This window comes from Streptomyces sp. KL116D (assembly GCF_030766975.1).
Classification (GTDB): Bacteria; Actinomycetota; Actinomycetes; order Streptomycetales; family Streptomycetaceae; genus Streptomyces; species Streptomyces longispororuber_A.
On sequence record NZ_JASERH010000046.1, the window covers coordinates 72,040 to 97,177 of the forward strand.

The 25,138-nt window shown below is 71.9% G+C and carries 23 protein-coding genes and 7 pseudogenes; 11 read left to right on the forward strand and 19 right to left on the reverse strand.

What is annotated here, in order from left to right:
* The first annotated feature begins 124 nt into the window (after nt 1-124).
* Complete coding sequence (locus RBJ77_RS18575; protein WP_372346054.1) at nt 125-1,351, forward strand: alpha/beta hydrolase; 1,227 nt, start codon at nt 125-127, stop codon at nt 1,349-1,351.
* 6 nt (nt 1,352-1,357) lie between these two features.
* On the opposite strand, the gene RBJ77_RS18580 is transcribed toward RBJ77_RS18575, so the two are convergent.
* From RBJ77_RS18580 to RBJ77_RS18595, 4 genes are all read right to left on the reverse strand, one after another.
* Nucleotides 1,358-1,867 carry a hypothetical protein gene (locus RBJ77_RS18580; RefSeq protein ID WP_372346055.1) on the reverse strand — a complete coding sequence of 170 codons (510 nt, stop codon included), beginning with the start codon at nt 1,865-1,867 and terminating at the stop codon, nt 1,358-1,360.
* A gap of 69 nt (nt 1,868-1,936) precedes the next feature.
* Nucleotides 1,937-3,010 (reverse strand): MerR family transcriptional regulator, encoded by a 1,074-nt coding sequence (locus RBJ77_RS18585; protein ID WP_372346056.1) that lies wholly within the window; start codon nt 3,008-3,010, stop codon nt 1,937-1,939.
* Between the two features lie 135 nt (nt 3,011-3,145).
* A complete protein-coding gene (locus RBJ77_RS18590) occupies nt 3,146-3,427 on the reverse strand; it encodes an HU family DNA-binding protein (protein WP_255977859.1) in 282 nt (93 codons plus the stop codon).
* 247 nt (nt 3,428-3,674) lie between these two features.
* Complete coding sequence (locus RBJ77_RS18595; RefSeq protein ID WP_372346057.1) at nt 3,675-4,145, reverse strand: hypothetical protein; 471 nt, start codon at nt 4,143-4,145, stop codon at nt 3,675-3,677.
* A gap of 245 nt (nt 4,146-4,390) precedes the next feature.
* Here RBJ77_RS18595 and RBJ77_RS18600 point away from each other — a divergent pair, with 245 nt between their 5' ends.
* Complete coding sequence (locus RBJ77_RS18600; RefSeq protein WP_372346058.1) at nt 4,391-6,718, forward strand: hypothetical protein; 2,328 nt, start codon at nt 4,391-4,393, stop codon at nt 6,716-6,718.
* 341 nt (nt 6,719-7,059) lie between these two features.
* Nucleotides 7,060-8,085 (forward strand): LacI family DNA-binding transcriptional regulator, encoded by a 1,026-nt coding sequence (locus RBJ77_RS18605; protein WP_372346059.1) that lies wholly within the window; start codon nt 7,060-7,062, stop codon nt 8,083-8,085.
* A gap of 59 nt (nt 8,086-8,144) precedes the next feature.
* Here the strand turns inward: RBJ77_RS18605 and RBJ77_RS18610 are convergent, their stop codons facing one another.
* The 6 genes and pseudogenes from RBJ77_RS18610 to RBJ77_RS18635 form a co-directional block, all read right to left on the reverse strand.
* The gene (locus RBJ77_RS18610; RefSeq protein WP_372346060.1) at nt 8,145-8,969 is read right to left on the reverse strand and encodes a hypothetical protein; all 825 of its coding nucleotides are present in this window, start codon (nt 8,967-8,969) and stop codon (nt 8,145-8,147) included.
* 180 nt (nt 8,970-9,149) lie between these two features.
* Entirely contained in the window at nt 9,150-10,028 is an 879-nt protein-coding gene (locus RBJ77_RS18615; protein WP_372346061.1) for an alpha/beta fold hydrolase, read from the reverse strand.
* Between the two features lie 51 nt (nt 10,029-10,079).
* Nucleotides 10,080-10,547, reverse strand: coding sequence for an NUDIX hydrolase (locus RBJ77_RS18620; protein ID WP_372346062.1), 468 nt, complete (start codon nt 10,545-10,547; stop codon nt 10,080-10,082).
* 46 nt (nt 10,548-10,593) lie between these two features.
* Nucleotides 10,594-11,022: a GH32 C-terminal domain-containing protein gene (locus RBJ77_RS18625; RefSeq protein WP_372346063.1), complete on the reverse strand. Its 429-nt coding sequence runs from the start codon at nt 11,020-11,022 to the stop codon at nt 10,594-10,596.
* A 256-nt stretch (nt 11,023-11,278) separates the two neighbouring features.
* A pseudogene (locus RBJ77_RS18630) lies at nt 11,279-11,641 on the reverse strand (glycoside hydrolase family 32 protein); the annotation flags it as partial.
* Between the two features lie 103 nt (nt 11,642-11,744).
* Nucleotides 11,745-12,161, reverse strand: a complete 417-nt coding sequence (locus RBJ77_RS18635) for a hypothetical protein (protein ID WP_372346313.1) — start codon at nt 12,159-12,161, stop codon at nt 11,745-11,747.
* A gap of 208 nt (nt 12,162-12,369) precedes the next feature.
* Between RBJ77_RS18635 and RBJ77_RS18640 the strand changes: the two genes are divergently transcribed.
* The 5 genes and pseudogenes from RBJ77_RS18640 (at nt 12,370) to RBJ77_RS18660 (ending at nt 15,586) form a co-directional block, all read left to right on the forward strand.
* A complete protein-coding gene (locus RBJ77_RS18640; RefSeq protein WP_372346064.1) occupies nt 12,370-12,819 on the forward strand; it encodes a hypothetical protein in 450 nt (149 codons plus the stop codon).
* A 610-nt stretch (nt 12,820-13,429) separates the two neighbouring features.
* Complete coding sequence (locus RBJ77_RS18645; protein ID WP_372346065.1) at nt 13,430-13,780, forward strand: hypothetical protein; 351 nt, start codon at nt 13,430-13,432, stop codon at nt 13,778-13,780.
* Nucleotides 13,770-14,666: pseudogene (locus RBJ77_RS18650) on the forward strand (carbohydrate ABC transporter permease); the annotation flags it as partial. The gene RBJ77_RS18645 and the pseudogene RBJ77_RS18650, both read left to right, overlap by 11 nt.
* A gap of 172 nt (nt 14,667-14,838) precedes the next feature.
* Nucleotides 14,839-15,228 (forward strand): hypothetical protein, encoded by a 390-nt coding sequence (locus RBJ77_RS18655; protein WP_372346334.1) that lies wholly within the window; start codon nt 14,839-14,841, stop codon nt 15,226-15,228.
* Nucleotides 15,229-15,358: 130 nt separating this feature from the next.
* A complete protein-coding gene (locus RBJ77_RS18660; protein ID WP_372346066.1) occupies nt 15,359-15,586 on the forward strand; it encodes a hypothetical protein in 228 nt (75 codons plus the stop codon).
* A 131-nt stretch (nt 15,587-15,717) separates the two neighbouring features.
* On the opposite strand, the gene RBJ77_RS18665 is transcribed toward RBJ77_RS18660, so the two are convergent.
* Complete coding sequence (locus RBJ77_RS18665; RefSeq protein WP_372346067.1) at nt 15,718-16,110, reverse strand: hypothetical protein; 393 nt, start codon at nt 16,108-16,110, stop codon at nt 15,718-15,720.
* Between the two features lie 704 nt (nt 16,111-16,814).
* Here RBJ77_RS18665 and RBJ77_RS18670 point away from each other — a divergent pair.
* Nucleotides 16,815-17,009, forward strand: coding sequence for a hypothetical protein (locus RBJ77_RS18670; RefSeq protein ID WP_372346068.1), 195 nt, complete (start codon nt 16,815-16,817; stop codon nt 17,007-17,009).
* A gap of 1,082 nt (nt 17,010-18,091) precedes the next feature.
* Here RBJ77_RS18670 and RBJ77_RS18675 read toward each other — a convergent pair.
* From RBJ77_RS18675 to RBJ77_RS18695, 5 genes and pseudogenes are all read right to left on the reverse strand, one after another.
* Nucleotides 18,092-18,991, reverse strand: a complete 900-nt coding sequence (locus RBJ77_RS18675; RefSeq protein WP_372346314.1) for a ferredoxin family protein — start codon at nt 18,989-18,991, stop codon at nt 18,092-18,094.
* A 261-nt stretch (nt 18,992-19,252) separates the two neighbouring features.
* Nucleotides 19,253-19,701 (reverse strand): annotated as a pseudogene (locus tag RBJ77_RS18680) (diiron oxygenase); the annotation flags it as partial.
* Nucleotides 19,702-19,812: 111 nt separating this feature from the next.
* Entirely contained in the window at nt 19,813-20,244 is a 432-nt protein-coding gene (locus RBJ77_RS18685) for a hypothetical protein (protein ID WP_372346069.1), read from the reverse strand.
* A 71-nt stretch (nt 20,245-20,315) separates the two neighbouring features.
* Entirely contained in the window at nt 20,316-20,495 is a 180-nt protein-coding gene (locus tag RBJ77_RS18690) for a hypothetical protein (protein ID WP_372346335.1), read from the reverse strand.
* 672 nt (nt 20,496-21,167) lie between these two features.
* A pseudogene (locus tag RBJ77_RS18695) lies at nt 21,168-22,067 on the reverse strand (NAD(P)-binding protein); the annotation flags it as partial.
* 915 nt (nt 22,068-22,982) lie between these two features.
* On the opposite strand from RBJ77_RS18695, the pseudogene RBJ77_RS18700 reads away from it, so the two are divergent.
* Nucleotides 22,983-23,472 (forward strand): annotated as a pseudogene (locus RBJ77_RS18700) (DUF2975 domain-containing protein).
* Nucleotides 23,472-23,693, forward strand: coding sequence for a helix-turn-helix domain-containing protein (locus tag RBJ77_RS18705; RefSeq protein ID WP_372346070.1), 222 nt, complete (start codon nt 23,472-23,474; stop codon nt 23,691-23,693). Before RBJ77_RS18700 ends, RBJ77_RS18705 begins: the two are co-directional and overlap by 1 nt.
* Nucleotides 23,694-23,723: 30 nt before the next feature.
* Here RBJ77_RS18705 and RBJ77_RS18710 read toward each other — a convergent pair whose 3' ends face one another.
* From RBJ77_RS18710 to RBJ77_RS18720, 3 genes and pseudogenes are all read right to left on the reverse strand, one after another.
* Nucleotides 23,724-24,008 carry an aldehyde dehydrogenase family protein gene (locus RBJ77_RS18710; RefSeq protein ID WP_372346071.1) on the reverse strand — a complete coding sequence of 95 codons (285 nt, stop codon included), beginning with the start codon at nt 24,006-24,008 and terminating at the stop codon, nt 23,724-23,726.
* A gap of 106 nt (nt 24,009-24,114) precedes the next feature.
* Nucleotides 24,115-24,816: pseudogene (locus RBJ77_RS18715) on the reverse strand (aldehyde dehydrogenase family protein); the annotation flags it as partial.
* 28 nt (nt 24,817-24,844) lie between these two features.
* A pseudogene (locus RBJ77_RS18720) lies at nt 24,845-25,099 on the reverse strand (gamma-aminobutyraldehyde dehydrogenase); the annotation flags it as partial.
* Between the last annotated feature and the right edge of the window lie 39 nt (nt 25,100-25,138).

Below are 25,138 nucleotides of genomic sequence, written 5' to 3' on the forward strand. Positions count from 1 at the left end.
GGCAGGTAAGGAGGACGGTAAGAACGCGCGCCGGGGCAAACTCACTTCCCGGCCCTGACCTCTTTCCCGGTGGAAGCTGCCCCGTGACGGCAGTGTCCTGGTCCCGGCGAGATGTGGAGCGAACATGGGCCTGACGAGTCGGGCGCTCGAGTACGCGGCGGCGCTGGTCGCGCTGGTGTGCGTGGGACTCACGGTGTGGGTGTGGCCACGACTGGCCCGGCGCGGCCCGGTGGCCGTGCTCGGCAGGCTGGGGGTCATCGCGGCCACCCAGTTGGCCGTCCTGACGGCGTGCGCGGTCGCGGTCAACGCGAGCTTCGAGTTCTACGGCACCTGGGGCGAGTTGCTCGGCCACGTGTCCACGGCTCCCGCGCGGATCGCCGCCCCGGGTACCGGGCCCGGCGTGTACGCGGCGCGCAGCGGCCTCGTCCAGCCCGCCGGGCCCCAGGGCCTGGACCGGGTCAGGGGTCTGCCCGTGGGGCCGGCCGCGCGGGTGGGCCGGGTGGAGTCGGTACGGATCATCGGACGGCGCACCCGCGCCATCAACCCCGCGTTCGTGTACCTGCCGCCCCAGTACTTCCAGCGCCAGTACCACCGGCAGCGGTTCCCGGTGATCGTGGCGGTCAGCGGCTATCCGGGCGGCATCATGAACCTCGCCCAGTTCCTCCATGTCCCGCAGACCGCCGACCGGTTGGAGCGCACGGGCCGGCTCCAGCCGACGGTGGTCGTGATGGTGCGCCCGACGATCGCGCCGCCGCGCGACACGGAGTGCGTGGACGTGCCGGGTGGCCCGAAGGCGGAGACGTTCTTCACGAAGGACCTTCCCGACGCCCTCAAGTCGGCGTACCGGATCGGCCACGACCCCAGCGCGTGGGGCGTCCTCGGCTACTCGTCGGGCGGCTCCTGCGCGCTCCAACTCGCCCTGCGCGACCCGAAGGTGTACACGTCGGCCGCGGCCCTGTCCGCCGACTACAGGGTCAGCGACGACCTGACGACGGGCAGCCTGTTCGGCGGCGGGCCGCAGGCGCGGCGCCGCCGGCAGGGACATGACCTCGTCTGGCGACTGAGGCACCTGCCCGCCCCGCAGGTGTCGGTCCTGGTGGCCAGCAGTCGGCAGGGCGAGCGCGACTACGGTCCGACGATGCGGTTCCTCAAGGCCGTGCGGCCGCCGATGACGTCGGCGCGGATCATCCTGCCGCGCGGCAGCCACCACTTCACGACGTGGTTGCGCGAGATCGGCCCCGCGATGGAGTGGATGGGCAGGCAGCTGACGTTCCCGCAGGACACGACTCCGGCCCCTGGGCGCCACCGCACCGCACAGGCGGCCGCGCGCCCCGCGGTCGGCCGCCGGTAGTCCGTGTCAGACGGTGGGACCGGGCGCGGACGACCGCTTGGTGACGTCCCGCCGCGAGATGGCCTCGGCCACCTCGTCGAGGGCAGTGCGCAGGAAGGCGCCGTAGGCATCGTCACGGAGGCTGGGGGCGTGCTCCCTGGCCGCGTTGATGCGCTCGGTGGCCGCGTCGAAGGACCCGAGCCGGCGGTAGTTGTCGGCGAGGTTGAGGTGGAGCGAGGGATAGAACCCGGCGACGTGGAGTCCGGCGTGGTGCTCCTGGACGCGCCGGTCGGTCACCGCGTCGGCGGCGTCCAGGGCCCGCACGTCCCAGGCGAGGGCCTGGGCGGGATCCTCGTAGAGATCCGCGAGGTAGTGGGCGAGTGAGCAACGGTGCAGCGGGTCGCCGGTGACGCCGATGGCGGCCCACAGGTCGAGGAGCTGGTGGCGGGCGGAGAGCGTGTCGCCCGTCCGGCCTGCGACGACGGCGCGGCCGATGGCTTCCATGGTCGGGTCGGGGGTGGGGGGTGCGGTGGGCATGCGGAACTCCTTACGTCGGTGCTGTCGGGGTCATCGATGCCATCGAGGACGGCGGGATCGGCAGGGGCGTCAGGGGCGTCGGGGGCGTCGGGCTGAGTGGTCGGGCCCGACGGGCATGGCCAGCGTGGTGAGATCGCCGCGGTCGGCGGAGCGGATCGTGACCGGCTGGTCGTGTCCCCTCAGGTCGACCATGACGTCGGGACCGACGGCCGTGCTCACGGCGGGATAGAGCGTGGTCGTCTCGAACCGGATCCGAAGCGCCTCGCCCGTCACGTCGGCGGGAAGCGGAATGCCGGGCTGCTCGCCGTCCGGGGTCCGGACGTTCACGCCGCGCTCGGAGACGTACAACTCGACGTGTGCGCCGGGGAGTTCTTCCAGGGCGCGCAGCAGCAGTTCCTTCGGGACCGTCGCGCGTGTTCCGACCTCGCCCAGCGACGCGAGCATCGACCGGTGATCGGGGAAGTCCTCGGCCAGCAGTCGGCAGTACCGGTCCTCCCGCTCGGGCATGCGCAGCCGGATCCCGTACGGCACCGCTTCGACGCGGATCACCGCACTGCGCCGGACCGTGGCGACCGCGGCCCGCAGGTCGTCGCCGTCGACGGTGCCGGCCCAGGTCTGTTCCGCGGGCGGCGCCGGCACCAGGGTCCGCGTGGAGAGCCGGTACCGGTCGGTCGCCGTCAGGGCGATCGCCTCGCGGCTCACCTCGATGTGCAGCCCGGCGAGCACCGGCATCCCGGGCTCCTGCGCGGTCGCGGTCAGGACCTGTTCGACGGCATCCGCCAGTACGGGTCCCTTCAACGTGGCGATCAGCAGTCCTGGCACGTCGCCGCCGAGCGCTGCCTTGACGACGGCGGCCTTCTGGCGGGCGGACGCCGCGTCCTCCACGATCCTGGCCACGTGCTCGTCGAGCAGCCGCGCCGCCTCGTCCGCCCCTGCGTCGAGGACCGTCTCGACCTCGGCCAGCGGCATGGCGATCTCACGGAGCTGACGCAGCGCGGTCGCCCGCGCCAGCTGGTCAGGCCCGTAGTAGCGGTAGCCCGAGACCGGGTCGACCTCGGCCGGGGACAGCAGTCCGGAGTCGGCGTAGAACCGCAGCGCGCTGGACGTCAGACCAGTGCGCCGGGCGAACACTCCGATGGGCATCAGCTCAGGATTTGGCACACCGCCATCATTGGGCTTCAACCAACTCGAAGGTCAACATCGACGTGCGGCACCCGTGGCACGCATGAGGGGCGGCCACCCGGTGTCCGGGTGACCGCCCCTCACACCTACTGGGTGCTACTTGCCCTTGGCGGCTTCCTTGAGCTTGGAGCCCGCGGCGACCTTCACGCCGAAACCGGCGGGGATGGTCATCGCCTCACCCGTGGCCGGGTTGCGACCCTCACGCGCGGCACGGTGGCTGCGCTCGAAGGTCAGGAAACCGGGGATGGTGACCTTCTCGTCGCCCTTGGCCACAACATCACCGACGGTCTCGGCGAACGCCGCCAGTACGGCGTCGGCGTCCTTGCGGGACACATCGGCGCGCTCGGCCAGCGCGGCAACCAATTCACTGCGGGTCATCTTCGTACTCCGAATCACACTTGCCACATCCCGCTCCTCAACGCAGCGGGACCAGATCAGCTCCCCATGCTGCCACCCGCCACTGACAACGGACGGGCACCCACGCGGGATGTGCGGAAGAAGGTCCTGATATGACAGGTCCGAACCGGCCACCCTCCAGATCCCGCTCCCGCCGATACGCAATGCGCAATGCGCAATGCTCGGCGCTCGGCGCTCGGCGCTCACCAATGACATCCGCCTTCCGGCTTCACGCCTCGGGATCCACGTTCCACGTCGCGGGCAGATCGCTGCCGCAGAAGACGCAGACGAAGTCGTCCTCGCGAACGATGTTGTGCTCCTGGCAGCCAGGGCACCGCCGGAACACCACTTCGTGCGTGAAGCGGTCGGGCCGCCCGAGCCCGACACCGTCCAAGGCGTCGGCGACCACGGCCCAGGACGCGACGTCCGGACAGTACCCGGTGGACTGGTTACTGACCTCACGGACGCCCCACCGGCCCCTCTCCTGCACGAAGCCGATCTCACCAGCGCCGAGAACCATCGCCCCACCGGCACAGACCACGTGCTCGCTCCGCCGCGGCGCCAACCGAAGCAGACCGTCCGTACCGATGACGTAGGTGAACGGTTCGGCCAGCTCCTGCTGCGAACGCTCGGCGATCCAGCGGTCGAAGTCCGCGGCGGAGCTGATGCGGCATCCACCACCCGTTCGCACCAGGGCCATCAACTCCACCGGCCCCACGTATCGGTAACTCCGCCCCCGGTCACTCACGCAGGCCAACCTAGAGCATCCACAGCCACGAACATCACCCACAGACACCTGAACTCCCGCCGCTCCGGGAGACGCTCACCCCGTAGACGAAGTCCCCAAAGGGAGACCCACCGCCATGGCTTGACACCGTTCGCGGCCCTGCCCATCGTGGACAGACCGGCGCCAGTCGGGCGCCCCGTTCATTCCCAGGGGGAGGAATGAACAGCATTGTCTTCGGCAATCTCGGCGTCACACTCACCGACCGGCACGGCGCCCGTCTGACGCGCCTGCCCCTTCGCATCCCGGGCGCGGGGCCCATGAGGCTCCCCCACGGGCCACCCGCTCCGCAGCCGCCGTTCATGGTCGGCCGCGACCGTCAACTCGCCGACATCGAGCGGGCGTCGGAGAGGCGAGCGGCGGTGGAGTTCACCGGTGTCTGCGGCTCGGGGAGGACCACGCTCCTGCTGAACGCGTGCGCCGCCCGCCCCGGAGCGGCGTGGGCGACGTACGTACGCGTGGGCGGGACCGAGTTGGAAGACCTGGTCCAGGACCTGATGCGGTGCTTCTACGTCTATCCGGGCCCGGGGAACGTCCGGCTCACCACCCAGGAGTGTGCCCGGGCCCTCAGTCAGGTGACCGGGCTCGTCGCCCTCGACGACCTGCGGTACGGGACCCGGCAACTCGCCTATCTGCGGAGCGTGTTGCCAGGCTGCGCCCTGGCCATCGGCGCCACCGCCCCGCTGCTCGGCCCGCTGGGCACCACGTCCGACCTGCCCGGTCTGACCGAGCCCTCGGCGCTGGTCCTGCTCTCCCGCGAGCTGGGCCGACCGATCACCGACGCCGAGATGCCCGCCGTACGACGTCTGGTGAACGCCGTCGGCGGACAGCCGCTCCACCTGCGTCAGGCGGGCGCGCTCGCCCGGATCGACGGACGCACCCTCGACGACCTCGCCCGCCGGGCCGAGGCCGACCCCGCCGCCCTGGACGCGCTCAGCATCTCGGCCGTCGGACCCCAGGCCCGCCGTGCCCTGGCCGTACTCACCTTGCTCGGCGGCGCACTGCTGCCCGCCCACGTGCTGGCGCAGATGGCCGATGTCGCCTACCTCGCCCAGACCTTCGAGTCCCTCACCACGCGCGGCCTGGCCGAGCAGAGCGAGGACCGGTTCGGGCTGCCGGTCTGCAAGGCGGAGCCGTACCGGAACGTCCTGTACCGCTCCATCGGCCTCGCCTCCGCGCTGCATTCCCTCGCGGCCTGGCTGGGGTCCCGCGACCCGGACGGTCCGGAGGCGCGCGGCGCCCTGGACGCGGCGGTGAGCCTGCTCGGCTTCGCGGCGGAACGTCGTGAGTGGCAGGGGGTCATACGGCTGGTGACCGTCGTCGAGCGGGTGCTGTTCGTGCAGGGTCACTGGCAGGCCTGGCAGACCGCGCTGGCCCACGGGATCACCGCCGCGCGGGAGGCCGGGGACGCCGCGGCCGAGGCCTTCTTCAGCCATCAGCAGGGCGTCCAGCACTTCCTCAACGACCGTACGGAGCACGCGCGCCGCCTGCTGCAGCGGGCGCTGGACCTGCGCACGCAGCTCGGTGACACGGCGGGCGCGGCGGTCACCGCCGCCAACCTGGCCCTGCTCGTCCCGGTGACGTCCGCGACGGTGCCACCGGCTCCCCCGCGGGCACCGTCCGCCGTGCGGCGCCGGGTGATCGGCGCCGTCACGGGCGTCGTCGCCGTCATCGCGGTGGGCGCCGTACTCGGCCAGGTCGTGGGCGGCTCCGGCGGCACGGACGACGGCGCGACCTCGTCCCTGGCCCCCGGTCCCTCGTCGACGAGTTCCCCCGGAACCCTGGACGGCGGCACGATCGGTGGCAGCAGCCCCTCCCCGGGCGGCAGCTCCCCCGACGGCGGTGCACCGGGCGGGGTCGGTTCGCCGGGCGGGGGCGGTTCGCCGGGCGGCGGCCCGCTCTCCCCGCCGGTCATCACCGCGGAGGCACAGAGCTTCCTGCCCGCACACGTCTTCCCCGGTGCCGAGGCCCAGGTCCTCGACTTCACGGTCACCAACCCCAACGCCCGGGCCATCGACCTCGGACCGCCCACCATCCCGGACGACTCCGGCTTCTCGACCGCGGACGACACCTGCTCGTCCCGCCTCGCGGCCAAGGCGACCTGCACCGTGTCCGTGGAGTTCTCGCCGACCCGGACAGGACCGGCCGAAACCCGGCTGACGTTGGCTTCGGGCGATCTCGCGCCCGCGACGGCGAACCTCACCGGCACCGGCTACGTCCTCGTCACGGTCCGGCTCGCCGCCGGGCGGAGCATGGGCGCCACGGTCAAGAGCAACCAGCCCGGCACGGAGTGCACCGGCCGGACCGGTCTCGTCTGTGAACTCCAGGCCACCACGGACGACTTCCTACTGACCGCGTCGGGAGCGGAATCGGGCGTCGACTTCGGCAGCTGGTCAGGCGACTGCGCTGCCTTCGCGCGCGCACCGTGCACGCCGCCTCCCGGTAAGGACAGCGATGTGACGGCCAACTTCAAGCCGCATCTCACCTGAGCTGCCGCGTCCAGCTGCGCGCCGCTCGGAGGACGCGGCCGCCGACCCGCCCAGAAGAGTAGCCTCGACGCAACCAGGCGCACGCTGTCCCACGGACCAACACCATCGTCCGCTGGACCGACGCCGACCACGGCGGTCACTTCGCCGCGCTGGAACAAGCAGAGGCGTTGGTCTCCGACCTGCGGGAGTTCACCGTCGACCTGCTCGCGCGCTGACCGGCTCCCGCCCCTCCCGGGAGGCAGGAGGAAAGAGGAGGAAGGCACACTGGTCTCCCGTGCCCCTGTCCGATCGGACGCGCTACCGTGCCCGATCGGACGTCCTGTCCTGAAGGAGCCCCGACGGTGAAGCGCCCCACCGCCCGTGACGTCGCCGAACGCGCGGGCGTCTCGCGTGCGGCCGTGTCGTTCGTCTTCAGCGGGCGGGCGGAGGGAAACCTCTCGGCCCGCACGCAGCAGCGCATCAAGGAGGCGGCCGACGCGCTCGGCTACCGTCCCGACGAGGTGGCGCGTTCGCTGCGCGGCCGGCGGACCGGGGTGATCGGCATGCTCAGCGACTCGATCGCGACGAGTCCGTTCGCGGGCCGGATGATCCTGGGCGCGATGGAGGCGGCGCGTGCCCGCGGTCACCAGATCCTGCTGATGGAATCCGGGCGGGACAGCGCGGCCGCGAAGGAGGCCGTCGCCGAACTGCGCGCCCGCCGCGTGGACGGATTCGTCCACGCGTCCATGGAGCTCACCGCCACGGACGTGCCCGAGGGCCTGGAGCCCGGCCGCACCGTCCTCGCCAACTGCCTGCCACGGACGGCCGGGACCTACGCCGCGGTCGTCGCGGACGAGCGGGCGGGCGGACGGAGCGCCGTCGACCTGCTGCTCGCTGCCGGACACCGGGACATCGCCCTGATCGGCGGCCCTGCGGGCAACATCGCCGCCGACGACCGTACGCACGGCTTCGCCGACGGCCTGCGCGAGAACGGCCTGGCCGTGCCCGACGGGCGGGTGCTGCGGGTCGGCTGGCAGATCGACGAGGGTTACGCGGCCGCGCTGCGCGTCCTGGAGTCCGCCCCGCCGACGGCCGTGGTGTGCGCCAACGACCGTGTCGCGACAGGGGTGTTGCTCGCCGCGGCCCGCCTCGGCCTGTCCGTGCCACGCGACCTGTCGGTGGTCGGCTACGACGACCAGGACGAGATGGCCGCCCACCTGGTCCCGGCCCTGACCACCGTCGCCCTCCCCCATCACGCCATGGGCGCCACAGCGGTGAACACGCTCCTCGACGCGGTCGAGTCGGGCGATCCGGTCGCCTCCGGCGAGGTGAGCCGCGTGAACTGCCCAGTGGTGGGGCGGGATTCGGTGGCACCACCGGTCCGGTGACGACGCGCCCGTCCCCATCGCGACTCACCGCCGTGGCTTCCCGTACTGCGGTCGTGTGCTCACGCTTCGACGCGCAGCCAGGCATCACCCGCGCGGAGCCAGAGGAAACCGTCACGGCCCTGACCGCAGTGCATGACCACGCGACCGGGAACGCGAAGCGTGCGACGGCTGACGACTGTCCAGTCGGTGCCTCGGAGTTCGACACGTGTGAGCTCGACCGAGCGCTTGTTGTGGTGCCGGCGCGTGAGGACCGCGCGGTGGCCACGGACCGCGAATCCGTCCGGGCCGGAGACGGGACTTGGGTAGCTGACCACGTCCCCGGTCTCCGGAGTGATGCGTGTGAGGAAGGTGCCTCCCTTGCCGCTGCCGGAGTACCACACGAGCCAGACCCGTTCGCTCTCGGTCGCGGCGGTGCAGCCTTCCAGTGGGTGGTCGGGCAGCCGCCCGGCGGGCGCCCAGACCGCCTGGCCCTGGAGGTTCCAGCCCGCGAGCCCCGCTGCCGACTCGGGATGGCCGCCGTAGATGCCTTCGTCTCCGTAGGCCGTCCAGATCCCGCCCCGGGCGTCGGTGACGAGTGCGGGGATGTCGTCGCCGACGCAGAACTCGGCCTCCGGTGTTCCCGACGGTGAGAACACCACGGCGTTGGTCTGCCAGGCGTCACCGGCCTCGCTCCGCAGCGTGCGGCCACCCACCAGCAGGAACCGGGAATCCGGCAGCCGAGCCAGGTGACTCGGTCGCACCCGGATGTCCTTCACCACAGTGCGCCGCTCCTGCTGCCCGGTGATGGTGACCAGTTCAGCACTGAACGGAACGCTCGGCCCCCGCCCGATCCAGCCCTTGACGTGACGGCTGCGATCCAGATGACGCCGGTGCACCAGCAGCACCGCAAGCTCCCCGGCGGGCCCCACGCTCCACCACTGGGCGCGGTACCCGCGTACGGCATCCGCGACGGGCAGCCGCCACACGCGGTGAGTCGCGGGATCGGAACGAGCAGACGGCGGGCGGAAGTTCATAGGGGGACGCCTCTGTGACTCCAGGGGCCGAGCCGCCCGAAGATCGCTACTTTAGCGGTCCTCGGTCGTGTCCCGTGAGTGAGCCCCGAGCATCGCCTCCGCCACCTCCTCGGTCACCTTGTCGGGGAGCGCGGTGGCGGCCTCCTTGAGGACGAGGAGCCGGGCTCCCGGGATCTCGCGCGCGATGGCCTCTCCGTTGCCGGCGGGGAAGAACCGGTCGCGGTCGCCGTGGACGACGAGTGTGGGGAGCGTGATCTCCGGCAGGCGCTCGCGCCAGCGGGGCGTGCAGTCGAGCCGGGAGAACACCATGCCCAGTTGGTTGGCCATCTGGACCTGAGGGGCCGTGCCGGGGGTGCGGTCCCAGATGCGTGCGGCGATCGCCCGCGCGGCGACGGGGTCGTCGCCGAGGATCTCCGCACCCTCGGCGGCGAAGTCGGCGACCGCCTCGCGGTCGCTCCACGCGGGCATCGGGCGCGAGAACAGCCGGCCCATCGTCGCCTGGTCGTGGTCGGGGAGGTCGGCGTCGGGCGGGCCGGGGGCGACCGCGCGGGTACCGATCAGGGTGAGCGCCGAGAAGGCGGCCGGATGGTCGAGCGCGGCCACCTGGGCGACCATCCCGCCGACGCCGATCCCCGCGAGGTGCGCGGGCTCGCCGCCGAGCACCTCGGTGAGGGCGGCCGCGTCGGCGGCGAGGTCGCGCAGCGTGTAGGCGGGCGCTTCCGGGTCGGCCGTCGTCGACGCCCCGCTGTCCCGCAGGTCGTAGCGCACCACGCGGCGCCCGCCCGCGGCGAGGCGTGCGCACAGTGCGTCCGGCCACGACAGCATCGTCGTCCCGCCCACGAGCAGGATCAGCGGCGCGTCGTCGTCGCCGAACGACTCGATGCCCAGGACGGTCTCATTGGCTCTGACGGTCAGCGAGGTTCGCTTCATGCCAGGTAGGACCTGTCTCGTCGCCGAAACTCATCGCCGCCCGGATCCCCTTCAGGCGTCACTCCACGGGCCGTGCGGCGCCAGGGAACGCAGCACGGTCAGCAGGTGGGGCGGCTCCACCGGGTCCGCGAGGGAGCTGAGGTCCGACCACGCGATCCAGGCGTGCGTGTCCAGGGTGGCCTCCTCGTCGGGGAGCAGTCCGGTCCGCACCGGTGGGGGTCGTTCCTCGGCGAACCGGGCCAGGAAGAAGTGCTCCGTCCCGATGTACCGCTTGCCGTTCCACCGCACGTCACGGTCGACCGGCACCCACCGGTCCAGGACGGCGGCGGGGCTGAGGCCGGTTTCCTCGGCGAGTTCGCGTCGCGCCGCCACGAGTGGTGTCTCGCCGGGCTCGATGCCACCGCCCGGAGGCTCCCAGAGCCACGTCCCGTCGAACGGATCCCGCCAGTGCAGGAGCAGCAGGCGGTGGGCGGCGTCCAGGCAGATGACCCGGGCTGCGGGCCGGTGCGTCGAATCCACCGTGCCGACGGTATGCCGTGCCGGACCGCCGGACACGTCGGTCGACTCACCCCACCCCGTACTCGACGATCTCCAGGTCCCCGAAGACGGCGCCCGCTCCCCCGGACGCGTACAACGCCACCCCGTCGTCGCCGGGAAGACCGAACGCCTGGTGGGTGTGGACGTAGCGGCCGTCGCCCAGGAAGACCTCGACGGTCGTCCGGTCGACGAGGATGCGCACCGCCAGTTTCCCCGCGTCCGCCGCGACCGGCGTGTGCGTCTCGCGGGTGCCGCCCGGGTAGAGGGTGCCGCCGCGGTTGACGTAGGCGTAGCCGCCCGCCACGTAGACCCCGACGTCGACGTGGCGGGTGCCGCCGGGCGCCTTGCGGAGCTGGAAGCCGACGTTTTCGGTGGTGCCCGGGGTCCAGCGCAGTTCGCCGCGGATCTCGTACGCGGTGCCGGTGTGGTCGAGGGTCTTGGTGCCGTCGACCGGCACGTCTCTCCGAGGCGCACCGTGCTCTTGGCGTAGGCGTCGAGTGCGGGGGTGGCGGCGGAGGCGAGGAAGTAGGTGCCGTCGGCCGCGCGGCGGAGCGTGATCTCTGCGGGTGATCGAGTCGGTTCCGTTGAAGCCGTCGGCGACGAGGGTGGGCACGTGCTGTGCGGGTACTCCCAGTTGTTGGTCCACGCGAACGCGTAGCGGGCCTTCGGGTCCACGGTGCCGTCCGTCGTGCGCTCTCGCAGGTGACGGCCGCGTACCAGTCGGGGCCGTGGTCCAGCCACTGCGGTGCGTCGGCGTCCGCCGTGAACGTGCTCCCGTCGAACGTGCCCGTCAGTAGGCGTAGGTGGCGGGCAGGCCGGCGGCCGTGCCGTTGGCGCTCGCGGCGAGGACCCAGTGCCAGGTGCCGTCGGTGGCCTCGATGCGGAACAGGTCGGGGCATTCGAGCGTGCCGTAGCCGTCGCGGACGAAGCTCGCTGCGGTACGTCCAGGACCTCAGGTCGTCCGAGGTGTAGAGGCCGATCTTGTTCCGCTCGGCGAGCGCCATCACCCACCGGTCGCGCTCGGTGTCCCGCACGACCTTGGGGTCGCGGAAGTCCTGGACCCCGTTCGGCAGCACCGGCCCCGCGCCGGGCGGCAGGTGCGGCCGGAGTCGGTCGAGTACCAGAGGTACTGCGCCTGGGAGTTGGCGGCCGCGTCCGGTTCCATCGTGACCAGGGCGATCACCGCGCCGGCGCCGAAGCCGGCGGCGGTGTCGCCGTCGTCGACGACGGCGCTGCCCGACCAGGCGTCACCGGCGGGCGTCGTGTCCTGGGCAGGGCCACCCCGCGATCGGTGTAGGTCACGAGGTCGGTGGAGGTGGCGAGGCGCCGAGGCGGTGCCCTCGGCGCCGTGATGTAGTCGGCGTTGTAGAGCGTGAAGCAGGCGTACGCGCCGTCGACCCAGATCGGGCGCTGCGGGTCGTTCTTCCAGTTGTCGGGGATCGTGAAGTGGTACGCCGCCCGGTATGTGCCCAGCGCCCGGGCCTGCCGGGGTTTCGCCGAGCGCCCGACGCGGTGGCGGGGATCGCGAGTGCGCCCAGGGCGGAGGCGTGCCGAGGAGGGCGGCGCGCGCGGGTGACGGGTCTGGGCGTCATGGATCGGCCTTCGACAGAGGCAGGGAGTCTCGGCGCCTCAGCGTCCCGGCGTCGTCGGGCCGGCTCCGAGGTCGCCAACCTAACTCGTGACAGGTCAAGTCCCGCAAGGGGAATGAGGCAAGCGAAAAAACCTCGTCCGACCCTCTTGACGGGGCCCTCCCGCCCTTCCATCATCCGGGGGCCACCCAACTATCACGAGTTAGGCCTGCTTGATGACCCTCACCGCCCCGAGCCGCCGCACCGTGCTGCAGCGCCGGCGGCTACGCCTCACCGCGGCCGGCCTCGGCGCCACCGCCGCCAGTTGGGACCGGCTCAGCGCCTCCGACATCCCGGGCCGCGACGGCTCGACGCTCACCGTCGCCGTCCTCGGCTCCGCCATCGACCCGAGCCAGCAGAGCGTCCCGTCGAGGACTTCCAGCGGCTGCACCGGCATCAGGGTCCGGCTGCTCGCCGTACAGGCCACCGACTGGAACGACTTCTTCTCGAAGATCCTCACGCTGATCGCGGCGGCAGCGCCCCCGACGTGGTCTACGTCGCGACCGAGGGAGTGCAGCTGTTCGCGAAGCGGCTCGGCGTCGCCCTCGACGCCTGGTGCGGCGCGACGCCGACGAGCTGCGCGAGTAGTTTCGCCGACGTCCATCCCTCGCTCGTCGAGTCGATGATGTACGAGGGATCCCTGTACCAGCTGCCCGTCGAGTTCAACGCCGCGAACATGTACCTCAGCGGCAGAGGTGCTCCGGCGCACGCACGCCCAACTGCCGCCCGCCGACTGGACGCGCGACGACTTCACAGCGCTGCTGCGCGACATGAAGCGGTCCGGCGGACGCGGCTTCACCCCGTTCTTCTGGACCAACCGCCTGCGGGGCGGCGTCGTGCCCTGGCTCTTCGCCAACGGCACGAACGTCCTCACCAGAGTCCATGCCCCGGCGGCGACTGGCTCTGGAACCGCTTCTACCCGGAGAAGCAGCGGCGCGGCCGCGGCGGCGGCTACCGCTGGGGCGCCCCGCAGGCGCTCGACGACCGGGTCGAGGAGGCTCTACGACTACCTGGCCTCGCTCGTCCACGACGGGCTGTGCTCCCGGCCCGAGGGCGGCAGCGGCACCAACCTGATCGGCGCGTTCTCCACCGGCCGCGTCGGCGCTCACCCCGGCGGGCGGCTTCTGGGCCGGCGGACTGCACGAGGCTGGGCGTCGAACGGGACGCGTACGACGCCCGGTTCTTCTCCCGCGCTGGCGTACCCAGCGCCACCAGTACGGCGGCGCCGGGTACGCCGTGCTGCGCACCTCCGAACGGCAGGACGAGGCCTGGGAGTTCGTCAAGTACGCGGTCCGCCGCGACGTGATGACCCGGCTGTTCCAGAAGAACCGGACGACCCCGGCCCGCCGCTCGATGCCGACGGCCCGGCGGTACGCGACGACCGGCCCGGCCCACTGGGACGTCTTCTACGACACCCTCGACCGCTTCCCGGCCTCCGGACCCATCCCGGCCCCGCCCCAGGTCGCCGCCGTCGACCTGGCCCTGACCAAGCACACCGCGACCGCGCTCGGCAGCGCCGGCAGCGTCAAGCCCGCGCTGCGGGCGCTGCAACGCGACCTGGAGCGCGCCATGGAGCGTGACACATGAGCACCACACACCCCGCCCGCCCGCCACCGGGCTCACCTGGCTGTTCCTCGCGCCGACGGTGCTCGGCGTCGCCGTCTTCACGGTGAGTGCTCGATCGTCGGCTCGGTGATCCTGTCCTTCTTCCACTGGGACGTCATCGACCCGCCGACCTCGGCGGGACTCGCCAACTACCGCGAACTGGCGACGGACACGTCGATCCTGACCGCCTTCGGCAACACGCTGCTGTTCATGGTCTTCGCCGTGACCCTCCAGCTGACGATCGCCCTCGTCCTCGCCCTGGCGCTGCAGGGTCGGATGCCGCGCTGGATCCAGCAGGCGCTGCGCTCGGCGTTCTTCTTCCCGCTCGTGCTGTCCGCCGCGTCGATCTCGGTCGTCATCGAAGTACCTGTTCAACCAGGACTTCGGCGTCGTCAACTGGGTGCTCGGACAGTTCGGCGCCGCGCCGGTGCCCTGGCTGACCTCCGAGGGCTGGGCCATGGCGGCGGTCGTCCTCGTCCACGTGTGGCAGCAGTTCGGCTTCTCGTTCCTGCTCTTCGTCGGCGGGCTCGCCAACATCCCCCGTGAACTCCACGAAGCCGCCGCGATGGACGGCGCGACGGGGCTGCGCAAGCACTCTGCGCATCACGCTCTCGCTGCTCTCCCCCACGCTGCTCGTCGCCTCGGTCGTCCGGCGTCATCAACGCCCTCCAGGTCTTCGAGCAGCCGTACGTCCTCACCGACGGCGGACCCGGCGACGCGACCCGACCGCGGTGATGGTCCTCTACCAGACCGCCTTCGAGCAGCTGCGCTTCGGGAGGCGTCGGCGATCGGCGTGGTGCTGTTCGCGCTCGTCCTCGCCGTCACGGCGCTCCAGTTCCGCCTCAGCCGCCGCTTCGTGCACTACCAGTGCAGAGGGCCCCGAACGATGACCTCCGTGTCAGTACTCCTCCCGTCCCCCGCGTCGTCCCCGTCCTCGTCGGCGGCTGCGCGAGCGGGCCGGGGCGCTGACCGCACGCCGGCTCGGCACCACCGCGCGGGTCGCGGGTCTGCTCGTCGTCGCGCTGCCGACCGTCGGGCCGGTGCTGTGGACGGTCTCCACCTCACTGCGCTCCCGGCCCAGTCCTTCGACCTGCCGCCGAGGATCCTGCCCACGGGCGGCACGCTCGCCGCCTACCGGCAGGTCTTCGACCAGCTCGACGCGCTGGCTGCTGGCGCTCAACTCCGCGCTGGTGACCGGTCTGATCGCGGTCGGCCAGATGATCACGGCGGGGCTCGGCGGCTACGCCTTCGCCCGCCTGGACTTCCGCTTCAAACGACCGCTGTTCCTGGCCTGGTCCTCGCCACCAGCTGATGGTGCCGGTGCAGGTCACCATCGTGCCGGTGTTCCTGATCCTGAAGGGCATGGGCCTGACCGACACCTCCTCGCGCTGATCGTGCCCGCGGTGCCGACGGCCTCGGCACGTTCCTGATGCGCCAGTACTTCATGACGATGCCGAAGCGAACTGGGCGAGGCCGCCCGCGATCGACGGCGCGGGCCCGTGGCGGGTCTTCCGCTCCGTCTACGCGCCGCTGGCCACGCCCGGTCTGGCGATCGTCGGCGTGCTGGCCTTCAACTACCACTGGAACGAGTTCTTCCGGCCGCTCATCCTGGAGACGAGCAACCAGAACTTCACGATGCCGCTGGGCCTGGTCTCCCTCCAGGGCAACCTCGGCACCGGGTCGATCTCCGTCGTCCTGGCGGGCGTCGTGCTGTCGATGATCCCGGCGGTCGCGGTGTTCGTGGTCGGCCAGCGGCCGCTGCGGAGGGGATCACGTCGTCGGGCCTGAAGGGCTGAGCGGTCCGTCCCGCAGGGCTACTTGGCCTCCGCCAGCGCGGCCGCCAGACGGGGCTGTCGACGTAGTGGTTGTCGTACAGCTCGACGACTTCTGATCTGCCTCGAAGCCGGCCTCGCCGCGCATCACGCGGCCCAGCAGGCGCAGGTAGTCGAAGCGCGGCATGCCCGGGCCGAACCGAACAGCGCACGTCCGCCGCACGGCCCGGGGCCGCGGCGAAGGCGTGCGCGGTGTGCGGCGGGACCAGCGGGAAGTCGCCCTTCTCCAGCACCTTCACCTCGTCGTCGATGAGGACCCGCAGGGCTCCGTCGATGAGCGAAGAACAGCTCGGACGCCTTGGTGTGGAGTGCGCGGAGAGCGCCGACCGCGCCCTTGGCGAAGGTGGAGCGGTAACTGGTGAGGTCGCTGCCGCCGGTGCCGTAGTCCGCGAGCAGGGTCATCACGCTGCTGGGGTCCGCGGTGGTCTCGGCGGTGTCGGCACGGGTGAGGAGGGCCTTGGGTGCGGTCTGCGCGTTCATGACGGTGCGTCCTGCCTCTGAGCTGCGGCTTCGGGCTCTCCCGGCGCCTTGTGAGGACAACTCTATAGAGCACAAAGACCTGTGGGCAGGTGCATTTGTCACCCTGAATCATGGGTCAACTCGGTAGCCGGCCGGCCATCGTCCGACGCCGGGGACGAAGGTCCGCGGAGTGTTCGAACGGGCAGATATCCTCACGGGGTGGCGGACAGAACCGGCGGCAAGCCTCAGACCGATGGACGTTCCACCCGCTGGACCGAGCACAAGGCGCAACGCCAGGTCGAGCTGGTGGACGCCGCGGTCGCGCTCATCGAGGCGGAGTGGGCGCGCACTTCCGGAGTGCAGCGCGCCCGCGGAGGAGGTGGGGCTGCCGCGCTCGGTGCTCTCCGGCACTTCGGGCGAGGACCGTGCCGCGCTGGACGAGTCTGATCCGCCGCCGCGTGGTGCAGTCGTTCATGCGGCGGATGGAGCCCACGCTCACCTTCGACGGGACGATCGAGGAAGCCGTGCACCGTGTGGTGGGCGCCCATCTGAGACTGGGTGGCCCAGCATCCGCGCCTGTACGCCTACATGGGCGTCGGGGAGCACGCGATGGGTGACGGGTCGCTGGTGGCGGACACCAAGACGGCCATCGCCCTGATGCTCAGCGAGCGGTTCGAGGGACGTCCTGAAGGCGCTCGGGGTGGCGGAGGCGCCGATCCCGGTCGGTGGCGGTCGGGATCGTGGGGTTCGTCGACACCGCGGTGAACCAGTGGGTGCGTGACCCGCAGCGCGAGCAGTCCGAGGACGAGTTGCGGGCGATGCTGTGCCGCTCGGTCTGGGCGGTGCTCGACGCGACGCTGCGGGACCTGGGCGTGGAGCTCTCGCCCCAGCAGCGGGTGGCGGACCTCAAGGGAGCGTGAACCCGGCGGTCGGCGCCGACCGCCGGGTGGTGGCTCGCGCCGGTGTCAGCCGCGCAGCGCCGGGCGCGGGCCGGGCGGCGGCACGGCGCAGGGACTCGGTGTCGGTGAGCTTGACGCGCGGCCGGCCCTGGGCCTCGCCCGCCGCTCGTTCCGCCGGTCGATCGCGCGCCAGGCCGCCAGGTCCAGAGGCGTCCGTCACCGGGCCCGCGCCCGGTTCCGGCTGCGTGAGGCGGCCGGCGGCAGAAGTCGTCGAGGAGGGACTCGACCGTCTCGTGGGCGCAGGTCTTGTTCGTGCCGATGAAGCCGGTCGGGCCGCGCTTGATCCAGCCGGCGACGTAGACGCCGGGCTCGACCCGGCCGCCCTCGTGCGGCACGGTCGCGGTGTCCTCGTCGAAGGGCAGGCCGGGGACGGGGCGGGCGCGGTAGCCGATGGAACGCGGGACGAGGCCGGTCTCCAGGGTCTGCGTGGCGTCGGTGGGCGCTGGCGCGTGACGGTGCCGTCCTCGTCGGTGCGCAGTTCGGTGGCGGCGACTCTCCAGGGCTCGTACGGCGGCGTCGCCCGTGAGCCGCACCGGGCCGGGCCAGGAACCGCAGGACGATGCGGCGGCGGCCCTCGACGGGGTGCGGGCGGCGGGTTCCGCGAGCAGCCGGGTCTTCGGCGGTGGCATCGGGCGCCAGGTCGTCGGGCCAGCCTCTCGGCTTGCGTACACGTCCACGTCCTTCAGGGCGGACAGCGCGGGGAGTTCGGGCACGGTGAATCGCGCGGCGCCTGGGCGGGTCCGCGGCGCCCGAGCAGGACGACCTCGCGCGACCTGCTGGCGCGCAGTGCGGCCAGCACGCCCGGTCGGAGATGTCGAGGTACGGGCCAGGGCGTCGGGGTCGGCGGTGAGGATGCGGGCGACGTCGAGCGACGTTGCCGCTGCCGACGACCACGGCGCGCTCGGTGTCCAGCGGGTGGTCGTCGAGTGCGCGGTCGGGGTGGCCGTTGTACCAGGCGACGAAGTCCGTGGCGGAGACGCTGCCGGGCAGGTCCTCGCCGGCGATGCCGAGGCGCTTGTCGGTGGCGGCGCCGGTCGCGTAGATCACCGCGTGGTGCGCGCGCAGGAGGTCGGGTGGGTGAGATCGGTGCCGATCCGGACGCCGAGGCGGTAGCTGAAGCCGGGCTGGGACTCGATGGCGGAAGAGTTCGGTGACCTGCTTGGTGTCCTGGTGGTCCGGTGCGACGCCGGCCCGCGCGAGACCGTACGGGGTCGCAGCCGGTCGAAGACGGTGACGCGCACGCCCGGGTGCCGCAGCAGCTCGTCGGCGGCGAAGAGGCCGGCGGACCGGCGCCGACGACGGCCACGCACAGCTCGCCCGGCGGCAAGGTGCGCTGCCGGGGCACGACGTGCATGGGCGCGCGGTCGTCGTGCGGATTCTCGCTGTAGTAGGAGGCGTTGAGTTCCAGGAGGCGGCAGCTCCGGCTCGCTGAGCGCCGTGTGGCTCGAGGCGTCCACCGGGCAGGCCGTCGTGCAGGCGCCGCAGTCCACGCAGGTGCGCGGATCGACGTAGAGCATGTCGGCGGTCCCGAAACCGGGCTCGCCCGGGGCGTGGATGCAGTTGACCGGGCAGGCCAGCACGCTGAGGAGGCGCCGGCGCAGCAGGATCGGGTGACGACGTACGGCACTTTGGCGGGCTGGTCTCCGTTCGGGGAAAGGGTGGTGCGGTGGTCCGCGGGCGCTCGAGTCCGCGTGCGGGATAGGAGGCTCGCCGCGGAAGCCTGCCGGGCGGCCGTCGATGCGCAGGGCCTTCCACAGCGGGCGGGACACCTTGTTCATCAGGCCGATGTCCTGGGCGAGCATCCGCACGTCGGAGAAGAGGTCGTGGAGCATCTTCTGACCGGCCTCGGACTTCCAGAAGACGTGCCTGACGACCCAGGCCTGGATGCCGACCTCGGCGGCGGACTTGCGGTCGATCATGATGACGTCGCACAGGATCCGCATACGGATCAGCGGAAGAGGACCGACAGGGCGCCGCGCGGCGGGTCCTGCCGTACCGCGGGACGCGCGCAGGCGCAGGAACTCGTGCGCGAAGGAGATGTCGCCGGGCCTCTTCGGCGATGTGGATCTGCATGATGCGCTGCGGCAGTGCACCGGCTCTCCGCTGCGCAGCGCGCCCTCTGCAGGTGGTCGATGGGCTCTGTCGCCGGCCAGGATGCCGGTGAAGAACGCCTCGGGGTAGAGCGAGCCGAACAGCGGCAGGACGCGGCTGAGCTGCCGGAACCAGCGCTTGCCGCCGGCGGTGTCCACGCCGGTGCGGTTGACCAGTTCCTGGAACATCTGGGTGTGGTGGGTCTCCTCGGTGATCTCGTGGGTGAGGTACCTGAACTCCAGGTTCTGGTTGCCCAGTTGGTAGACGTAGTCCAGCGCTCCGCGCATGAGCAGGTTCTCGAACTGCATCCCGACCTTGGCGATCACCGCCCAGCGCCAGATCCGATCCGGATCTGCGTGTCCAGCGGCTGCTCCTGGCGTACCAGGGTGGGCGCCGAGGGCGTCCGCCGACGTGAGCACCCAGCGGGGTCCTGCACGTCCACGGCGAACTCGGGGTCGTCCCACTTGATGTCGGTGAACGCGTTGAAGTTGACGTTCACGGAGCCCTCGGACAGGGTCCGCAGGCGCTCGTCGTAGAGCTTCCTGGTCAGGTGCGCGGTCATCTTCGTCCTCGCTTGTCTGCTCGGCCGGCGGGGGTGGCGGTGCACGGTGCTGTGGGGCGGTGGCGGCGCTGGTGGGGCCGAGTCGGACGGTCAGGCGGCGCGCGCGTCGGCTCAGCGTCGGCGGCGACGTCCGTGCGGGCGGCCTTCTCGAGCGCAGGGAGCCGTCTCGACGGGGGCGTCCTGGAGCATGGCGCGGTCGCGGTAGTAGTTGTTCCACAGGCGCCACGGGTCGCGGGTGCCCTGGCGCGGCATGACCTCGTTGCGCGTGCGATGGCAGCCGGAGGTCAGTGCCTCGCCCATGACGGAGAACTCCGACCGGTCGTCGTCGGAGGCCAGCGGGGTGGCGATGTCGTGGCCGTGGCTGCGCGCATGTGCGCGAGCAGGCTGGGCGGTGTAGTCGGCCGCGAGGTCCGCCTTGAGGGTCCAGGAGGCGTTGGTGTACCCGATGACGAGGGACATGTTGGGGACGCCTTCGAGCAGCACGGCCTTGTAGAGGACGCGGTTCTTGACGTCCACCGGGCTGCCGTCGACGGTGATCGTCATGCCGCCCAGGAGGCGGACGCTCAGGCCCGTGGCGGTGACGACGACGTCGGCCTTCAGTTCCTCGCCGGACTTCAGGCGGATGCCGTCCGCGGTGAAGGTGTCGATATGTGGTCGGTGGCGATCGACGCCTTGCCGCTCTTGAGCACCTTGAACAGGTCGCCGCCGGGGACGACGCACAGGCGCTGGTCCCACGGCTTGTAGCGGGGGCTGAAGTGGCGCATGTCGACGCTCTTGCCGGCCCGGGCGCGCACCAGGCCGAGGAGCGCCTTGCGGGCGAGGCGGGCACTTGCGACAGAAGGCGTAACTCCCTGCGCTGCAGCGCGATGTTGCGGGTCCGGGCGATCTTGTGGGTGAGCCGGGCGGGGGCGCGCAGCTTCTGCAGGAGGAAGGTGACCGGTCGACCTCGGGCAGCGCGAGGACGTACGTGGGCGAGCGCTGCAGCATGGTGACGTGCGCGGCCTCGTCGGCCATCGCGGGCAGCAGGGTGATGGCGGTGGCGCCGGAGCCGATGACGACGACGCGCTTGCCGGTGTGGTCGAGGTCCTCCGGCCAGTGCTGGGGTGGACCAGGTGCCCTGGTAGTCCGCCTCGCCCGGGAACTGCGGGCGGTAGGGGGTGTCGTAATCGTAGTAGCCGGTCGCCCCACGAGGTAGCGCCCGCGCTGTACGACTCGCGCTCGCCGGTGCTCTCGTCCTCGACCTCTACGGTCCAACGGCCGGTGTCCTGCGAGAAGTCGGCGCTGATCGCCCGGCGCCCGAAGCGGACGTGCTCAGCACGCCGTCGTCGGCCGCGGCAGTCCTCGACGTACTGCCTGATCTCCGCGCCGCCGGCCAGGATGCGTGCGTCGCGCCACGGGCGGAAGCCAGAATCGAAGGTGGACGTGCCGGAGTCGGAGCGGATGCCGGGGTACTGGAAGAGGTCCCAGGTACCGCCGACGCGGGCGCGCCGTTCGAGCACGACGAGCGAGGCGCCGGGGTTGCCGCGCAGGATGTGCCGCGCGGAACTGATGCCGGATATTCCGGCGCCGATGACCAGGACGTGCGACTTGCTGCTGCTCCATCGCGGAGGGTCCTCACTCTCGCTCGCGGGCCCCGGGGAGAGGCAGGGAAAGGCGGAGGGTCGCCGCCACTGGGAGCGCCGACGGTTGCGCAGACACGCGGCTCCGCATCTCTGCGGTACCGGCAACTTACCTGCGACACCGCGTTTCAGATACCTCCGGTAACGTGACTGGATCACATGCAAATAGGCCGGGAGCAGGGCAAATACCCAAGGAGCGTGGACGTTGGGTGGGGAGAACGTGGCGGGGTTGCGTGCGCCGCTCCCTCCGCTCGACGGCTCTCGCCGCCGGGTCAGGGACGGGCGAGAGCGCCGTCGGAGTCCACCACCCGGGCCAGCAATCCGTAGTAGCTGCCCCGCGCGGTGCGCGAAATCCGCCCGCGCGGACAGGCCGAGGCCGGGGTCGTCCGGTCCGCGCAGCAGGTCGACGGACGCCTGGGCGAAGCGGGCGGGGACTTCTCCTCTGCGGCGGCCATGCGAGGGAGCGCAGCGCAGGGTGACGGCGCAACGGGCGTTCTCGCGCTGGTCCGTTCCGGCGCGCAGCATGCTCAGGCGCCCGGCGGCGGGTTCGGCGTCGGCGAGGAGCCGTTCGAGATCGGCCGCAGAGCTCACCGGCGAGGTGTGCCGTCCGATCGGCATCCGCGCCTGCCTCCAGCAGGACGTGCAGCGCGACGAGCAGGTCGACCGTGTGCGGCCCCGGCGCGTCGGTGTCGAGGTGCGCCGACAGATCCGCCTCGATGTCGTCGGCGAGGCGGCGCGCGTCGGCATGGGCGCGCTGGGCCGAGCGAGGGCTCAGGCCCATGTGCGCCAGGCCCGCCGCCCCGGCGTCGAGCACGTCGCGCGCGGTACGGACGCCGGCCGCCAGCACCGCCTGTCTGTCCGCCGCACCTCGGACCAGTCGCCCGACGGGGACGGCGGCGAGCTCGGCGTCGATCCGGTCGCGGCGCAGCGCGTGCCACGCCCTGCGCACGGCATCGCGGGCTCGTTCGTGGTCACGGACCACCTGGTCGGCTCATCGCGCAACGCCCGTGCCCGCGCCATGGTCCTGGGGTGGGCGCCCCTCACCCCCATCGCGGAGCGGATGTTCCCCCGACAAGTCCCACGGCGATCAGGGCCACGCCGATCAGGACCAGGGTGTCGGACAGCGCGTTGGGATCCGTGTCGTCGAGCGGCGAGTCCAACTCGCCCTTGTCCGACCTCGGTGAACATGAACCCGCTCTCCCAGCCGTCCACCGCGCCCAGGATGTCGTGCGAGGGCTTGAGTAGTCGCGTCACGGTCCGGATCGCACCGATAAGGGCCCTCACGCCAGTGATCCCCGTCGCGGAACGGTCCTCCCAGCGGACCGTGCACCGGCCGTCCGGCTTCTCGCTGAGCACGGTGAGGTCGATCTGCCGCGTCTCGGGATACGAGGTGTACGCGTAGGCCGCCAGGCCGAACAGCACCACACCGAGCGTCAGCACCCAGCGGAAGAACGGCACGTGCCGCATGACTCCCTCGCCCCGGCCGCTGCCCATGGCAGGCCGACCCCGGCGTCCATGATCTGCCTGCATGACGCACCTGCTCAAGGAGTCGACAGCCCTTTGCTGCATCGCACGACGGCATGCACTCTCACCGCAGGAGCCCCGTGCTCCATCTATCGAATTTCGATAGATTCCCATCGCAAGTCGATGGAGGGATGAGGCATGGGACAACTGACCGCGCGGGCGCTGCTGCGTCGTGCTCGCGGTGGTGCTCGCGGGCACCCTGTTCGTGCAGGCGTCGATGCTGTGGGTGCTGGTGAGCGGGAACGATCCGGAGGACGGGTCGCTCACGCTGACCGTGATGCGCGTGATCACGATCCTGGGATGGTGCCGGTCCAGGTCGCCCTGGTCTGTGTGTGGCGGCTGGTGGCGATGGTGCGGCGCGGGACCGTGTTCTCGGACGCCGCCTTCCGGTACGTGGACGGCGTGATCGGGTCCATCGTGGCGGTGTCCCCGTGTGGTTCGCGGTCACCGGCGTCAACGCGCCCGGTCAGCGGGACGATCCGAGTCACCTTGATCATGGGCGGGATCGGCGTCGCCATCCTGGGGTCGCCCTCATCGTGCTCGTGTGCTGCGGATGCTGCTCGCCCAGGCCGTCGCGCGCGACGTCGAAGCGACGCGGATGCAGGCCGAGTTGAACGAGGTCATCTGATGCCGATCGCCGTCGACATCGACGTGATGCTGGCCAAGCGGAAGATGTCCGTGGGCGAGCTCGCGGACCGGGTGGGGATCACCCCGGCCAACCTGGCGGTCCTCAAGAACGGCCGTGCCAAGGCGGTGCGGTTCACGACGCTCGCCGCGCTCTGCGAGGTGCTCGACTGCCAGCCGGGCGACCTCCTGCGCTGGGAGGACGGAGACGCCGCGGGCAACTGACCGGCCCGCGGCGTCCTCCCTTCCCGCGGCTCAGGGTGCCTGGTGCGCCGCCATCACGTGCTTGACCCGCATGTAGTCGTCCAGGCCGTAGCGGCTGAGGTCGCGGCCGATGCCGGACTGCTGCGTAGCCGCCGTGCGGCATCTCGACGAGGGGATCACCTGGTGGCAGTTGAGCCAGACGCAGCCGAAGTCGAGTTCGGCGCTCACCACGCATGGCGCGGGCCAGGTCCGCGGTCCAGACGCGCTGGAGGCGAGGCCCAGGTCGACGCCGTTGGCGAGGGCGATCGCCTCGTCCTCGCCGGCGAAGGGCTGCACGGTGACGACCGGGCCGAAGACCTCCCCTGCACCACGTCGTCGTCCTGGCGGACTCCCCGGAGACCACGGTGGGCGGGAAGAAGTAGCCGGGACGGTCGAGGAGCGCGCCGCCCGTCTCCACCGTGGCGTGCGCGGGCAGCGACTCACGACGGACGCGACGCGGCCGCGTGGGCCGCGCTGTTGAGCGGGCCGTGGAAGACGCCGTCCTCGTCCGGCGCCCCCGTCGTGGTGGTCGCGCGGCCTCGACGAGCGCGGCCAGCAGCGCGTCGTGCGCCTCGCGGTGCACGAGGACCCGGGTGACCGCGGTGCAGTCCTGGCCCGCGTTGAAGAACGCGGCGTCGGCCAGGGCGCGGGCCGTGCGGACCGGGTCGACGATCGGCGAGACGATCGCCGGGGCCTTGCCGCCCGGTTCGAGGTGGACGTTCTTCACGTCCCGCGCCGCTTCCGCCATGACCTCGGATCCGGCGCGGGTACTGCCGGTGATGGCGACCATGTCGACGTCGGGTGCGCGACGAGAGGGCCCGGCCGGTGTCCCGGTCCCCGCAGACGATGTTCACGACGCCGGGCGGGAGGCGCGCTGCGCGAGTTCGCCGAGCAGGACCGTCGACCACGGCGTGGTGTCGGACGGCTTCAGGACGACGGTGTTGCCGGCGGCGAGAGCGGGGCCGAGCTTCCACACGGCCATCATGAACGGGTAGTTCCAGGGCGTGACCTGGGCGACGACCCCGACCGGCTCGCGGCGCACGTACGAGGTGCTGGCCCTCGGCGTACTCCCCCGCGGCGACGCCCTCCAGGACGCGGGCCGCACCGGCGAAGAACCTCAACTGGTCGGCCCCGCGCAGGATTTCGAGAGTACGGGTGGTCTCGCGGGGCTTGCCCGTGGCGCGCACCTCGGCGCGCGAGTTCGTCCGCGTGCTCGACGACCAGCTCGGCGAGGCGCAGCAGCGCCTCCTGCCGCCGGGCCGGGGTACTGCGCCGCCAGCCGGACAGGGCGCGCGGCGGGCGGCCGCGACGGCGGTGTCCACGTCGGCGGCCGAGGAGCGGGGCGCCGTGCCGTACACCTCCTCGGTGGCGGGGTCGGTCAGTTCCATGCGGTCGGACGCCTCGGCCGCGCGGCCGTCGACGACGTT

What these genes read in the sequence shown, in the direction of transcription:
- RBJ77_RS18600 (WP_372346058.1), top strand. Translation starts at nt 4,391, where the DNA reads ATGAACAGCATTGTCTTCGGCAATCTCGGCGTCACACTCACCGACCGG.
- RBJ77_RS18595 (WP_372346057.1), bottom strand. Translation starts at nt 4,145, where the DNA reads ATGGCCCTGGTGCGAACGGGTGGTGGATGCCGCATCAGCTCCGCCGCG.
- RBJ77_RS18575 (WP_372346054.1), top strand. Translation starts at nt 125, where the DNA reads ATGGGCCTGACGAGTCGGGCGCTCGAGTACGCGGCGGCGCTGGTCGCG.
- RBJ77_RS18580 (WP_372346055.1), bottom strand. Translation starts at nt 1,867, where the DNA reads ATGCCCACCGCACCCCCCACCCCCGACCCGACCATGGAAGCCATCGGC.
- RBJ77_RS18685 (WP_372346069.1), bottom strand. Translation starts at nt 20,244, where the DNA reads ATGACGATCACCGTCGACGGCAGCCCGGTGGACGTCAAGAACCGCGTC.
- RBJ77_RS18590 (WP_255977859.1), bottom strand. Translation starts at nt 3,427, where the DNA reads ATGACCCGCAGTGAATTGGTTGCCGCGCTGGCCGAGCGCGCCGATGTG.
- RBJ77_RS18675 (WP_372346314.1), bottom strand. Translation starts at nt 18,991, where the DNA reads ATGCGGATCCTGTGCGACGTCATCATGATCGACCGCAAGTCCGCCGCC.
- RBJ77_RS18615 (WP_372346061.1), bottom strand. Translation starts at nt 10,028, where the DNA reads ATGAAGCGAACCTCGCTGACCGTCAGAGCCAATGAGACCGTCCTGGGC.
- RBJ77_RS18585 (WP_372346056.1), bottom strand. Translation starts at nt 3,010, where the DNA reads ATGCCCATCGGAGTGTTCGCCCGGCGCACTGGTCTGACGTCCAGCGCG.
- RBJ77_RS18705 (WP_372346070.1), top strand. Translation starts at nt 23,472, where the DNA reads ATGCCGATCGCCGTCGACATCGACGTGATGCTGGCCAAGCGGAAGATG.
- RBJ77_RS18640 (WP_372346064.1), top strand. Translation starts at nt 12,370, where the DNA reads ATGACCCTCACCGCCCCGAGCCGCCGCACCGTGCTGCAGCGCCGGCGG.
- RBJ77_RS18665 (WP_372346067.1), bottom strand. Translation starts at nt 16,110, where the DNA reads ATGAACGCGCAGACCGCACCCAAGGCCCTCCTCACCCGTGCCGACACC.